General features: G+C 55.6%; 12 protein-coding genes and 1 tRNA gene. 2 read left to right on the top strand and 11 right to left on the bottom strand.

The window, feature by feature from the left end; all coding sequences use genetic code 11:
• Positions 1 to 42 precede the first annotated feature (42 nt).
• Together ABD982_RS07940 and greA are read left to right on the top strand one after the other, a co-directional pair.
• Positions 43 to 459 carry a DUF4307 domain-containing protein gene (locus ABD982_RS07940; RefSeq protein WP_251380655.1) on the top strand — a complete coding sequence of 139 codons (417 nt, stop codon included), beginning with the start codon at positions 43 to 45 and terminating at the stop codon, positions 457 to 459.
• Positions 460 to 613: 154 nt separating this feature from the next.
• Complete coding sequence (gene greA / locus ABD982_RS07945; protein ID WP_251380654.1) at positions 614 to 1114, top strand: transcription elongation factor GreA; 501 nt, start codon at positions 614 to 616, stop codon at positions 1112 to 1114.
• An 87-nt stretch (positions 1115 to 1201) separates the two neighbouring features.
• Here the strand turns inward: greA and ilvA are convergent, their stop codons facing one another.
• The 11 genes from ilvA to eno form a co-directional block, all read right to left on the bottom strand.
• On the bottom strand, positions 1202 to 2443 hold the full coding sequence (gene ilvA, locus ABD982_RS07950; protein WP_345446253.1) for a threonine ammonia-lyase: 1242 nt from the start codon (positions 2441 to 2443) through the stop codon (positions 1202 to 1204).
• 31 nt (positions 2444 to 2474) lie between these two features.
• The gene (locus ABD982_RS07955; protein ID WP_345446254.1) at positions 2475 to 3752 is read right to left on the bottom strand and encodes an AI-2E family transporter; all 1278 of its coding nucleotides are present in this window, start codon (positions 3750 to 3752) and stop codon (positions 2475 to 2477) included.
• 132 nt (positions 3753 to 3884) lie between these two features.
• On the bottom strand, positions 3885 to 4754 hold the full coding sequence (locus ABD982_RS07960) for a Bax inhibitor-1/YccA family protein (RefSeq protein WP_345446255.1): 870 nt from the start codon (positions 4752 to 4754) through the stop codon (positions 3885 to 3887).
• 141 nt (positions 4755 to 4895) lie between these two features.
• The gene (locus ABD982_RS07965; protein ID WP_345446257.1) at positions 4896 to 5777 is read right to left on the bottom strand and encodes an HAD hydrolase family protein; all 882 of its coding nucleotides are present in this window, start codon (positions 5775 to 5777) and stop codon (positions 4896 to 4898) included.
• An 83-nt stretch (positions 5778 to 5860) separates the two neighbouring features.
• Positions 5861 to 5937, bottom strand: a tRNA-Leu gene (locus ABD982_RS07970).
• 53 nt (positions 5938 to 5990) lie between these two features.
• A complete protein-coding gene (locus ABD982_RS07975; protein WP_251380649.1) occupies positions 5991 to 7376 on the bottom strand; it encodes an NAD(P)/FAD-dependent oxidoreductase in 1386 nt (461 codons plus the stop codon).
• A 219-nt stretch (positions 7377 to 7595) separates the two neighbouring features.
• Positions 7596 to 8987 (bottom strand): S8 family peptidase, encoded by a 1392-nt coding sequence (locus tag ABD982_RS07980; RefSeq protein ID WP_345446260.1) that lies wholly within the window; start codon positions 8985 to 8987, stop codon positions 7596 to 7598.
• Positions 8988 to 9046: 59 nt separating this feature from the next.
• Entirely contained in the window at positions 9047 to 9994 is a 948-nt protein-coding gene (locus ABD982_RS07985; RefSeq protein ID WP_345446262.1) for a Ppx/GppA phosphatase family protein, read from the bottom strand.
• A 10-nt stretch (positions 9995 to 10004) separates the two neighbouring features.
• Positions 10005 to 10589: a DUF501 domain-containing protein gene (locus ABD982_RS07990; RefSeq protein WP_251380646.1), complete on the bottom strand. Its 585-nt coding sequence runs from the start codon at positions 10587 to 10589 to the stop codon at positions 10005 to 10007.
• Positions 10590 to 10667: 78 nt separating this feature from the next.
• Positions 10668 to 11312, bottom strand: a complete 645-nt coding sequence (locus tag ABD982_RS07995) for an FtsB family cell division protein (protein WP_345446265.1) — start codon at positions 11310 to 11312, stop codon at positions 10668 to 10670.
• A gap of 128 nt (positions 11313 to 11440) precedes the next feature.
• Positions 11441 to 12721 (bottom strand): phosphopyruvate hydratase, encoded by a 1281-nt coding sequence (gene eno, locus ABD982_RS08000; RefSeq protein WP_251380644.1) that lies wholly within the window; start codon positions 12719 to 12721, stop codon positions 11441 to 11443.
• Between the last annotated feature and the right edge of the window lie 204 nt (positions 12722 to 12925).

Consider the following 12925-nt stretch of genomic DNA (forward strand, 5'->3'; position numbering starts at 1 on the left):
GAGCACCATAAACCCCAGTATTACCCCAGATGAATGAGCACAATGACCGCACCCACCCTTTCTAAACGCTATGGTCAACGCACCCAACGCAAAAAAATGTCCGCAGCTTTCTGGTATACCCTGGCAGCACTAGGCGTTGCTTTGGGCGTGGCATTTGTCCTTTGGGTACAGATCTCCTCACAGGATAAGCCTACAGCTCGGGACGTCGGGTTCACGCTGACCAGTGTTAATGAAGTTGATGTCACCTTCGAGGTCAGCAAAAACCCTGAAGATACCGCAGTGTGCGCGCTCAAGGCTCTCAACCCTTCAGCAGCGCCGGTAGGGTGGAAGGAAGTTGCTATTGGCCCCTATGCCGATGAAAACGGCAACGGAATCTCTGTGCAAACCGTAGCTCTACGCACACTTGGTGAAGCCCATACAGTGACCGTTGATTCCTGTTGGATCCCAGAACAGAAGTAGCTCTTTAGCTCAGGGGGAACATTAGGTCAACGCCTGCCTCTATGGGTAAAATTGGTCACATATATCTCAGGGCGGCACCCGGTTAGCGGGTGCCTCTCTCGTTAGTAGCGGATCTTGCCCAGCCTAGCTGGAAAGCCGCACCCAAGGAGGAAAAATGGCTGAAAACGAAGGCGCCTGGCTCACCCAGGAGGCATATGACCGTCTGCAGGCTGAGCTCGACCACCTTTCTGGCCCCTACCGCCAGGAAATTATAGAACGCATCTCAGCTGCCCGTGATGAAGGCGATCTTAAAGAAAATGGCGGCTACCACGCAGCCCGCGAGGAGCAGGGCAAGAACGAAGGCCGTATCGCCCAGCTCAAGCATCTGCTGGACAACGCCCAGGTCTCAGATCAGCCCGTTGCTGATGATGGTATCGTTGAGCCCGGCATGGTCATTGAGGCAGAAATCGGCGGTAAGGCGCTAAGCTTCTTGCTCGGCTCTCGCGAAGTTGCTGACTCCCTGGTAGGTGACAGCGAACTGCAGGTTTTCAGTGAAAAGTCACCCATGGGTGCTGCCATCAATGGTCACACGGTTGGTGATGAACTTTCCTACGAAGCACCCAACGGTAAGCAGATTCCCGTTAAGATCATCTCAGCTAAGCCCTTTACCGGCTAAAAGCTTGCAATAAACTAAGGCCCTGGCGTCTTCACCCTCACAGGTGGATACGCCGGGGCCTTGTTGTATGTCAGGCTGAAAAGCAGGTTACTGAACGACGATTGGCTGGTAGCCCTCAGCCTCTAGAGCAGCGATGACCTCTTTGCAGTGCTCGGCGCCCTTAGTCTCCATGTCGATGGTGATTGAAACATCGCCCATGGATAGGGCACCACCTAAGCGGGTGTGGTCCACGCCAGTTACGTTGGCGTCGTGTTCAGAGATGATACGGGAGATTGAGGTGAGCTCACCGGGGCGGTCAGTTAGCATCAGTTTGATGGTCATGAACCTACCTGCCGCTGAAAGACCGCGCTGGATGACCTTGAGCATCAGCATAGGGTCAATGTTACCGCCGGAAAGCAGACACACCGTGGTGCCTAAGTCGCCGTACTTCTCGGCCAATGAACCGCTCATGAGGGCAGCAACTGGTACAGAACCTGCAGGTTCAACTACCAACTTGTTTCGTTCAAGAAGGAAGATGAGTGCCCGGGCGATATCGTCTTCAGAGACGGTATGAACATCGTCCACCAGGGATTTGATGATAGTAAAGGGCAACTGACCTGGACGGCCCACCGCGATACCGTCAGCGATGGTTGAGACCTTTTTGAGGGGTACTAGGGCATCCGCTGCCAGTGAGGGCGGGTAGGCAGCAGCGTGTTCTGCTTGCACACCGATAATGCGGATTTTTTTGCCCAGTTCCTTCTCCTTGGCGCGTACCGCCACAGAAAGACCCGCCAGTAGCCCGCCCCCGCCCACACCAACCAAGATAGTATCTACGTCAGAGACCTGGTCGAGAATCTCAAGACCCAGGGTTCCTTGACCAGCGATGATGTCCTCGTTGTCGAAGGGATGCACAAAAATCGCACCGGTCTGCTGGGCATACAGCTTGGCTTCTGCGAGAGCATCGTCCACTGTGTTGCCGTGCAAAATCACCTCAGCACCGTGGCTGCGAGTTGCAGCGATTTTGGGCAGGGCTGCACCGCGCGGCATATAAATTCTGGCCTCAATCCCCAGGCGCGAGGCAGCGAGGGCTACACCCTGGGCGTGGTTGCCCGCTGATGCTGCTACGACACCCAGCGCTTTCTCAGCGCTACTGAGCTGTGCCATACGGACGTAGGCCCCGCGTACCTTGAAAGAACCGGATCGTTGCAGGTTCTCACACTTGAGAAAGACCTCGGTCCCTAGAATCTCACTGAGCGCACGGGAGTGAGCCATAGGGGTGCGCTCAATAACGCCTTCAAGCAGGTCGGCGGCGTTTTGGATATCTGCAAGCTGAACGGGCAGTTCTTCCACTGATGTCTACCTTTGTGTTGTGTGCTGGTTGCTAACGGGCTGCTGAAGAATCAGGGGCGGTGGAGGTCTCAACCGCTTCTGCAGTAGCTTCCTGCTTCTTTTCTATTTCCTTCTTGCGTTCTAAGCGTTCCTTAACTTTTTCAGCAATCGCTTTTTTGTTGCGGCGTTTTACTTCGTGCGGGTAGAGGAACTCACTCTGTCTAATATCGGGGTCCCTCTCCCACTCTCGTCCGGCAAGGTATCTCACCACCGTGTTGACGACTGCAAGCACAGGCACAGCAAAGAGGGCGCCAACGATACCGTAAAGGGTTGAACCAGCAATGACCACGATAACGACAGCGAGCGGGTGTAGAGAGACGGCCTTACCCATGACCAGGGGCTGAAGAATATTAGATTCAACCTGCTGCACGATCAGCACCATGATCAGCATGATAAGAGCGTTGATAGGTCCGTTAGCTACCAGAGCGAGCAGTACCGCGATAGCACCGGTCAGAAGTGCACCAACCACGGGAATAAAGGAACCCAGAAAAACCAGGACGCCCAGGGGGAAAGCCAGCGGCACGCCCAAGAAGAAGGCTGAGAGACCAATACCTACGGCGTCCACCGCCGCGACGAAGACCTGTACGCGCACGTAGCTGACCAGTGACTTCCAACCACGACGACCAGCTCCGTTGACGGCAAGGCGTGAACGGCGTGGGAAAAGCTTAACCATGAAAAGCCAGATACGCTCACCTTCCATGAGGAAGAAGATGAGGGTAAAGAGAACGATGACGGTGCCGGTGCCAATGTCAGCGGCGGTTGAGCCCACACTGGCGACACCGCTGATGATGCTGGATGTGTTGTTCTGGATTGCCTCGGTGAGCTGGCTAATGTAGCCATCAATACGGTCGGCACCTAGCTCAATGGGGAGGTTGTTGAGCAGGGCAACCAACTGATTCCAGCCCTCTGCCACCTGATCAGACAGGGATGAGAACCCAGCTGTAAGTTGCTGACCAACAAGCGTTAACAGGCCGATGACGCCAGCAATAAGACCGATTTCGGTGATAGCTGTTGCGATACCTGCATGAATTTTGTTTTTCCGCAGGAAGTAAACGACCGGGGCCACGAGCCCTGCCAAAAGCGCGGCAATCATGATAGAAATGACGATCAGCGAGATCTTGGAGAACATCCAGTAGAGCGCAGCTGCGGCGATACCCACCACGAGGAGACGCCAGGACCAGCCAGCCGCTATTTTAAGTGCGGGTGAAACATAGTGGGCAGAGGGCTCTTGGGTATCTCTACTTCTGGTGTCGGGGACTTGTACACTCATATTTTTATCTTCCCATGATTATCTCGTGCTTGTTCTAGGTATCTCATATACCGGCGATAAAGGAACTTGTACGCGAGAAGGGGGAGGGATGCTCAACGCTTCTCCCTCCCCCTTCTGGTACTGAATTATGGTTTAGTTATCTGCCATGGATCGCACGAAGTAAACGACGCGCAGAATCTCGATGTAGAGCCACACGAGGGTGACGATCAGACCGAAGGCAAGACGCCAGGATTCGCGCTCAGGCTGACCCATCTTCACTGCTTCACTGACGTTGGTAAAGTCAAGCAGCAGCGAGTAGGTCGCCAGTAGCACGGCGAAGAGACCGATGATGAGACCCAGGGGGATACCCATGATGGTGATGTCGCTACGCATATCGAAACCAAAGAAGAGTGCTGAGCCCAGATTAATGAGAGCGAAAACTAGGTAAGAGATCGTCGCAATCATGAAGAAGCGGGTCAGCTTAGCAGTGGCACGAATTTTGCCTGAAGAGTAAAGAGTCAGCACCGTGGCAAAGACAATGAGGGTTGCTAGAACAGCCTGGACCACGATACCGGGGTACATGGTTTCGAAGAGACCAGAGATACCGCCTACGAGCAGGCCCTGCGCAAAGGAGTAGGCCATAACCAGAGCAGGTGAGACCTTTTTCTTCACTGCGTTGGTAATGCCCAGTGCCAGTCCGGCAATCATGCCAACAAACATCAGAGCAGGGAATGCCCACCCAATGACCGCGCCCAGCACAACAATACCGAGGTTGAGACCGGTCTTGACGATGACATCGTTAATGGTCAAACGGTTGGTATCTGCGGGCCCTGCGGTACCAGCACCGTACATCTGGTTCAGCTCTTCTGCAGTCGGTTGAGCGTACTGCTGCTGACCGTAAGGGTTCTGCCCATATTGAGGCTGCTGGTAGTTACCGTAGGTCTGCTGACCGTAGGGGTAAGCGGCTGAGGTGCCGCCAGCACCGAACTGACCAAAGCGGGGATCACCCTTTGGCTTAGTCATGCTGTTGAGAAGTGGGTTACCTGCCACGGCTGAGTTCTCCTAATAGTAGTCGTGGAAACGTTACTTGTTAGCCTACCGAAAAGTATGCTTCTTTGCTGGGTATTTTTCTCTGGGCTATACACTCCCCAGGCAATTTTCAGGCTAAGGGGCAGTAAGCGTCGCTTCGATATGATCTAGCACCGCGCCGTCTTGGTTGCTACCAATACTAAAATCTGCTTCAGGTAGAAGACGTGGATCACTTTCTTCCATAGCGATGGCGGTGGCGGCGTACTGGAACATTTCAAGGTCATTCCCTGAGTCCCCATAAGCTATGGTTTGGCTCTGTGGAATGCTCAAATGATTAGCTAGCCATGCCAGACCACGGCCTTTATGATTGCCGGTAAGAATCAGGTCAATCGCCCCAAAACCAGATGAGGTAGGAGTAACGCCCTCAGGCAGGGTCTGATGCAGCATACTCATCGTCTCATAAACATCAGCAGAAGAATCGGTGTTGAGGGCAACCTTAACTACGGTGTCCTTAATAGCTTGTACATCGTCAATTGCCTCAACGTTGGGGTAGAAGGGACGAATCACGGTGAGAGGGTCAGCGGGATCATAACCGGGTATTTCCATTCCAGTAGCAGAGAGGTACGAGTGAACGATTGCCGAAATGGTGTCAAGGCGGTCTGCTGGGATATACGAATGGTGACGGCAAGAAACAATAATGCCTAGCTCGAGGTGTTGCTGCAAAGCCTCCAGGGTGTCATGCACCAGTTGAGGGCTAAAACCCCAGAGGGCCAAATCTCTACCCTGGTTGTGGATGATGGCACCGTTTTCGGCGATGTAGTGCAAGTTGGCGTGATGCTCGTGCCCTGCCAGGTACTCATCAACCTTGGGCATTTGGTTTCCAGTGGCAATCACCAAGTGCGACCCCTCCGCAGCCATCAGCTCAAGAACGCGGTCCAATTGCTCATGGTTATACGTTTTAGTATCGGTGAGAAGAGTTCCGTCAAGGTCTACGGCAAAAAGGCGTGGGCTAGTCATGCTGGGCTTTCAGTTACATACGAAAAGGGTAAAAGATTCTTGCTATGCAAAAGACCCGATGCTACTAGCACCGGGTCTCAGTGTGGTGCCCCTACTGGGACTCGAACCCAGAACACAAGGATTTTAAGTCCTCTGCCTCTGCCAATTGGGCTATAGGGGCGCACAGGGCCCGCACGCACAATGCGGGCACCCATTATTTATACCAGAAAAAGGTTAAAGACGTGCCTTCTCTTTTTCAGGTGCGGTACCGGTTGCTTCCTGGAAAGCGCGGCGAGGTGAACGCTGGTGGCGGATTGAGGAGGTGTCTCGACCGAAGATCTGGTTGAGAGCCCAAGTTGCCATGACGCGTGCGGTGCGCTCGGTGGTGGGGATTGCAGTACCGTGGTAGCCGCGGTGCATGATCCAAGCCAGGGGGCCGCCGATGGTCTTGCCCTTAAAGTTAGCAACGCCCTTCCACAGACCCAGACCAGCAACAACGCCGATGGTCTCGTGGTAGTAGTCGGTCAGTGACTCACCGCGGCGATTAGCCAGCAGGTTTTCAGCCAGCTTAACTGCCTGGCGGGAGGCGTGCTGAGCGTTGGGTACGCAGAAGCCACCCACGCCGCCACCGGTGAGGTCGGGAACAGCAGCGTTATCGCCTGCAGCCCAAGCGCCTTCGATAACACCCTCGTCGCCGGTGATGCGAAGGTCAGCGCCTACACGCACACGACCGCGCTCATCGATGGGGAAATCAGTGTTCTTCAGCATGGGAGAGGCTGCGACACCTGCAGTCCAGATGAGGGTGTCGGTGTCCAGTTCACCGGCAGGTGACTTATCGCCCATGTTGATGAGCTGCAGGTGACCGTCGGTTGCATCTGATAGCGAAGTGTTGAGCAGAACTTCGATGCCGCGGCCGCGCAGTTCAGCAACAACCTTCTCAGCACGGTCTGCGGGGACCTCGGGCATGATGCGGGGGGCCGCTTCAACCATCACGAAGCGGATGTCAGAAACGCGCAAGCGCTCATTACGGTTAACAGCTTCGCGAGCCATATCTTCGAGTTCTGAGATGGTCTCAACACCAGCGAAACCGCCACCAACGATCACGAAAGTCAGGGCGCGACGGCGGGCGTCCTCATCAATTTCAAGAGAAGCAACTTCGATGCGTTCCAGTACCCAGTTACGAACAGAAACAGCTTCTTCAATGGTCTTCATACCGATGGCAACTTCTGCCAGACCGGGGATGGGGAAGGCACGGGTTACTGAACCTGCACCGATGACGATTTCATCGTAGGTCAGTTCAAAGTTCTCGCCAGCGTTGATGGGTTCAATGGTGGCGGTCTTGGTGGCGTGGTTGATAGCTACAACGCGGCCGCCAATGATTTCGGAATCGCGCAGATGCTGACGCAGGGGAACGGTTGCGTTACGGCCTTCCATGGAACCAGCAGCTACTTCGGGAAGGAAGGGCTGGTAGGTCATGTAGGGGTTGGGGTCTACAACGGTGACAACGCCACCGGATTCCTTGATAACCTTCTGAATCTTCTGAGCGACGGTGAAGCCGACGTAGCCGCCACCGACGATGAGAACGCGAGGGCGGTCCTGTGCAATCTTATTGAAAGCCATTGAGTTTGCTACTTCCTGTTGGTTGTTTGCCGGTGTACGGCAAAAAGTCTCCATGCTTATCTTGCCACTTTTGGCGCCTTTAAGCACGGTTTGAGGGAAAGGTCTTACGGTTTGGTTCGGGTCTATTTTCTCACGTTTTTCAATTTCTAGGCGGCTAGACCAGAGTCACCAGAAAGGTGGGGGCAAAGTGCCGGGTGAGAGTCTGATTGACTGGTTTTATCAGCGGCGGCTTGCGCGGCGGGTCAGTGAGTCCAGACGGCGCAAGCTACCGGCTGTAATCACCACAATCCAAAAACCGAAGGCCGTCAGCACGATGAAGGGCAGGATGCCCGAATCTTCAGCTGGACGCACGGGCTGAGGGGCAGCAACTGCCTCGATGGTCTCTCCCTCTTCATGCACTGGGGCAGCAGTGGGACTGGAAGTGGGGCTTGCTGTGCCGGTGTGTTTACGGTGCACCGAAACCCACTCTTTCATCGATCCCAGGGGATTAGACTCAGCTGAATCGGGTGTATCGGGATCTAGCGCCCGTTGCGGGTTGATCACCCCGAAACCGTAGAAAGCGTCGCGCCCGCTCTCCCCCGCGTCATCAGTGCTGGAGATAATACGCTCAATGACCTGGTTACCGGTGAGGTCGGGGTACTTTTCCATGATGAGAGCGGCTAGGCCAGAAACCGTAGGTGCAGCCGCGCTAGTGCCGCTCCAGGTAGCGTACTTGTTATTGGGGATCGCGCCCACCATGGACTCACTCGGGGCTGAGACGGCGATAGAAATACCCTGAGAGGACGAGGACCAGGAATCCTTCTTACTCTTGTCTACCCCACCTACGGTAAGAACACCGGGCATGGTAGCGGGAGCACCCACCTGGGTAAGCCCAGCTCCCCTATTGCCGGCTGAGGCGATGATAATGACACCTTTTTCTTCGGCATAGGTGAAGGCAGAATCCCAGCTCTCGGGCCAAGAGGTGCTGTCTGAACCCACCGAGAGGTTGATGATGTCCGCGCCAGCGTCCACAGCATAGCGGACGGCAGCGGGAATCTGCTCATCCACGGACTTAGTAGAGCTACCCACGGTGCCCAGCTCTAAGGAAATCGGCAAGATGGTAGCTTCTGGCGCTACACCTATCATGCCTGCAGGGCCATCCCCGGGTTCTCCTGGGTTAGCCGGAGTGCCCCCATCGGAGTGTCCATGCCCGGCAATGACAGAAGCAACCAGGGTGCCGTGCTCCGGCTCGACGCCCAGGCCCTTCCAGCCCTGACCGGAGCCATTGCCCGAAGCGTCAAATCCGTCAATGACATTGCCCTTGAGATCTTGATGGTTGCCGTCGACTCCGGTATCAATGACCGCGACGGTTACTCCCTGACCGGTGGCTTCCTTCCAGAGATCTGCGAACCCGTACTGCATCAGCCAGTACTGCCTAGCCCGAATGGAGTCACCTCGCGGGGTATCGATAGTAGGAACGGAGGGCAGGTGCGACGGGCTGGGGGCGCGAGAGCTGGTTCCTCCGCTGGGGGACGCACTGGGTTCAGTAGCATGGGCGGCGCCAAAGCCAGTGGTCATCAGCAGAGCACTAGCAACAAGCGCTAGAACCTGGCGAAGGCTGAACCGAGCCATGGAAGCACACTCCTTACCGTAGTTTGCTGAGAGGTAATCGGTGTTGGGGGGGCAAAGCCCTACCGAGCTAATGAGAGGGCAATGCCGTCTAGAATATCTTTTTCAGATGCAATAGCGGTAGAAACCCGCCCCTCGGTCATCTTCGAAATACGCTCGATAATGCGAGCCCAGACAATTGAGCCGGCGCCAATAACGTCAACGCGGCCCTCGTGCATAAAGCCCAGTTCAGCGCGTTCTTCGGTGGTCATAGCCACCAAATCAGCTGCCGCCTTTGAAATATCTTTGATGGACAGTTCGGTGCGGTCAATAGCTTGCGGGTCATAGGAGTCGAGACCCAGAGCATGCGCAGTGACCGTAGTGACCGTACCAGCGACCCCCACCAGACGTTCAGCCACAGAGAAGTCAACCTCAGCAGATGCACCCCCGATAGCCCGGTCAGTATCTGCAATGACGCGGGCAATCTGATCCACACTCGGAGGGTTAGAACTAACATGACGCTCGGTCATGCGCACACAGCCGATATTGACCGACTGCGAGGCCACTACCCCGTCCTTGTCGCCGAGGACGAACTCGGTAGAGCCGCCGCCTAGATCGATCACCAGCGTCATCTGCTCGGTATTACCCACCGATGATAGGGCGCCAGCAAAGGACAGCGCGGCCTCTTCGGTGCCAGAAATAATCTCGGGTTCAACCCCCAGAATCTCTTGGATACCGTTCGTGAAAATGTGGCGGTTACCGGCATCGCGGGTGGCACTGGTAGCCACAAAGCGAACTTTCTGCGCACCGTGTTCCTTCAGCAAACCTGCGTATTCACGGGCTGCTTCAAAAGTGCGCTCTAAAGATTCTTTGGCCAGCCACCCGGTGGCGTCCACGCCCTTTCCTAGGCGCACAATCTTCATGCGGCGCACCACCTCTGATAAGTGGACAGCACCGTCTGCGCCCTCTTCCATGTCAGCGATGAGCAGGCGGATTGAGTTGGTCCCGCAGTCGATAGCACCTACGCGCATCTTCTACCCCTTAAGCTTCTGTAACGGCGTCAGCACGCCAGGCAGGGTCGCAGTGGCAAACCTCGGGAGTCCACCACTCAGAAATCATATCCAGGGTGCGATCCCCGTAGGGGTTGATGCCGCGCCCCACCGACAAGGTATGGCCCAGCACCGCGTGCAGGCACTTAACGCGGGTAGGCATGCCACCGGCTGAGATGCCCTCAATTTCTGGTACCTCACCGGTGTTGGTTGCCACGCGGATGCGCTCACGCTCAGCCAGGTAGTTCTCGTGGGCAGCGCGATAAGCTTCAGCCATTGCTTCATCAGCGGCGATCTCGTCGGTCATGGCGTACATTGCACCTTCTGCTTCGAGGCGAGACGCTGCTGCAGTGATAACAGGGTGTGCCAGGTAAAAGACGGTGGGGAAAGGAGTTCCGTTCGACAGACGCGGGGCGGTAGCAGCCACCAGCGGGTTACCGCAGACACAACGAGCAGGAATCTCGGCCACGTCACGAACTTTTCTCCCCAGTTGTGCCGAGAGAACCTGAATATCGAGTTCAGTGGGGGCAAGGGTTTCAGCGGTGACGCCGAAGCCGTGAGGTAAGTGAGTGGTCATGGGATCCTTTATCATCATGGTTGAACGGGGGATTAGCTATAAGTGTACGCGGTGACACCCACCGACCTTAAGCAGGGGTCACTCGCTAGGGGTAACGCTAGGGGTAACGCTACGGTCAGGGCTAGGCGCGTCAGAAGACTCAGTTTCTTCTGCCCCAGAGCCGGCGCCCGCCGCTGGGGCGTCCTGCCCAGAAGCTAACTGGAAAGAGCCCCACAACTTGGTGGTCCATGGGTCTTCCGGGGCCATTTTCGCTGCGGCGCTGGTGTCATCGACTAACGCTGAGGTGTCATCTAGGCCTACCACCAGGTAGGGTGTCTGACCGGGCTCAACGTAAAAGAGGCGGCTGCGTGCCTGCTGTTTGACGTAGTTATCGTCCTCCCACCAGCTGACCTGCGCCTCTAAAGCGTCCTGCTCAGCTTCAAGTGCGGCGATAGTCTCTTTGGCGTCGTTAATCTCATCTTGTTGCTTGAGGAAGGAGCTCAGAGGGCCGTAAATAGAGACGGCAATGATAGCGATGATGATCGCAACAGTAATGAAGTGACCAGAGAAAGAATGAGCTGCAACGGGAACTTGCGTGTCAGTGTCACCGGAAGGGCTAGAAATTGCTCTGGATGGGGTGGGTTTCTTCTTATTCTTCTGCGGCTGGACGCCTGGATGCGAGAGACCAAAACCAAAAAAGGCAGCAATTGGGTTACGCCCGGGTTGTTTCTTTTGACCTGCCATGTTCTGCCGCTCCCCTCGTCGCTGATCTGTGCCTCACCAGTCTACCGTCTTTTGCCGATAGGCCGGTGGGCATACAAAAGCCGGTAGACGGGCAAACCCGCCTGCCGGCTTTGTATTTAAGCTAAAGACTACTTAGCGAAGCGGGGGAAAGCACCCTTGCCCGCATAAACAGCCTGCTCGCCCAGTTCTTCTTCGATGCGCAGAAGCTGGTTGTACTTAGCAACGCGCTCGGAGCGGGCGGGAGCACCGGTCTTGATCTGGCCAGCGTTGGTAGCAACAGCCAGGTCAGCGATGGTGACGTCTTCGGTCTCACCTGAACGGTGTGAAACCATGCAACGGTATTCATTGCGCTGAGCCAGGCTCATAGCGTCGAAGGTTTCGGTCAGTGAACCAATCTGGTTTACCTTGACCAGCAGTGCGTTAGCAGCGCCTTCAGCGATGCCCTTGCCCAGACGCTCGGGGTTGGTCACGAAGAGGTCGTCACCAACGATCTGGACCTTGTCGCCGATCATTTCGGTCAGGGTCTTATAGCCGTCCCAGTCGTTCTCGTCCAGGGGATCCTCGATGGACACGAGGGGGTACTTAGCGACCAGGTCAGCGTAGTACTGTGACATCTCTTCAGCTGAACGCTTCTGACCCTCAAAGTCGTAGGCGCCATCGTTGTAGAACTCGGAGGAAGCAACATCCAGAGCCAGTGCGATTTCCTCGCCAGGCTTGTAGCCAGCCTTCTCGATAGCTTCAATGATCAGGTCAAGCGCAGCAGCGTTCGAATCCAGGTTGGGCGCGAAGCCACCCTCGTCACCCAGACCGGTGGAGAGTTCGCGTGAGTGCAGAACACTCTTCAGCGCGTGGTAGACCTCAACGCCAGCCTGCAGAGCAGCTGAGAAGGTGTCGAAACCGATGGGAGCAATCATGAACTCCTGGATATCAACGTTGGAGTCAGCGTGTGAGCCACCGTTGAGGATGTTCATCATGGGAACGGGCAGGACGTGAGCGTTGGGGCCACCCAGGTACTTGTAAAGGGGCAGGTCAGCTGACTCAGCAGCTGCCTTAGCGACGGCCATGGACAGGCCCAGGATAGCGTTAGCGCCCAGCTTACCCTTGTTGTCAGTACCGTCAAGAGCAATCATGGCTGCGTCAACAGCACGCTGATCTGAAGCGTCGATACCGATAACTTCTTCGGAGATTTCATCGATTACTGCAGAAACAGCACCGAGAACGCCCTTGCCCAGGTAAACAGCTTTATCGTCATCGCGACGCTCTACTGCTTCCCACTCACCGGTGGATGCGCCTGAGGGAACTGCTGCGCGGCCAAAAGCGCCGTCTTCGAGCAGAACCTCAACCTCAACGGTGGGGTTGCCGCGTGAGTCAAGAATCTGACGAGCGTGAACTGCGGTAATCAAAGCCATGAATATGCTCCTTGAAGGATAGAAATGAAAATGGCTAATCTGCGCTTCGAGCCCCACCGGCGGGCGGTGAGCTCCGAAGCACGGTTATGCCTTCAGTCTACCAAAAAACCCACATAAGCAAACAAAAATTCACTAATTCCCACTAATATGTCGGCAAATAGCAGAGGGTTTAGTGGCTCTTTACCCACGGTTACCCACATTCCA

Origin of the sequence: Rothia endophytica (assembly GCF_039543885.1) — a bacterium.
GTDB lineage: Bacteria > Actinomycetota > Actinomycetes > Actinomycetales > Micrococcaceae > Rothia > Rothia endophytica.

Excerpts from the sequence above, each read along its gene's own strand:
- ABD982_RS07940 (WP_251380655.1), top strand. The coding sequence starts at position 43 with ATGACCGCACCCACCCTTTCTAAACGCTATGGTCAACGCACCCAACGC.
- greA (WP_251380654.1), top strand. The coding sequence starts at position 614 with ATGGCTGAAAACGAAGGCGCCTGGCTCACCCAGGAGGCATATGACCGT.
- ABD982_RS07955 (WP_345446254.1), bottom strand. The coding sequence starts at position 3,752 with ATGAGTGTACAAGTCCCCGACACCAGAAGTAGAGATACCCAAGAGCCC.
- ABD982_RS07960 (WP_345446255.1), bottom strand. The coding sequence starts at position 4,754 with ATGACTAAGCCAAAGGGTGATCCCCGCTTTGGTCAGTTCGGTGCTGGC.
- ABD982_RS07965 (WP_345446257.1), bottom strand. The coding sequence starts at position 5,777 with ATGACTAGCCCACGCCTTTTTGCCGTAGACCTTGACGGAACTCTTCTC.
- ABD982_RS07975 (WP_251380649.1), bottom strand. The coding sequence starts at position 7,376 with ATGGCTTTCAATAAGATTGCACAGGACCGCCCTCGCGTTCTCATCGTC.
- ABD982_RS07980 (WP_345446260.1), bottom strand. The coding sequence starts at position 8,987 with ATGGCTCGGTTCAGCCTTCGCCAGGTTCTAGCGCTTGTTGCTAGTGCT.
- ABD982_RS07985 (WP_345446262.1), bottom strand. The coding sequence starts at position 9,994 with ATGCGCGTAGGTGCTATCGACTGCGGGACCAACTCAATCCGCCTGCTC.
- ABD982_RS07990 (WP_251380646.1), bottom strand. The coding sequence starts at position 10,589 with ATGACCACTCACTTACCTCACGGCTTCGGCGTCACCGCTGAAACCCTT.
- ABD982_RS07995 (WP_345446265.1), bottom strand. The coding sequence starts at position 11,312 with ATGGCAGGTCAAAAGAAACAACCCGGGCGTAACCCAATTGCTGCCTTT.
- eno (WP_251380644.1), bottom strand. The coding sequence starts at position 12,721 with ATGGCTTTGATTACCGCAGTTCACGCTCGTCAGATTCTTGACTCACGC.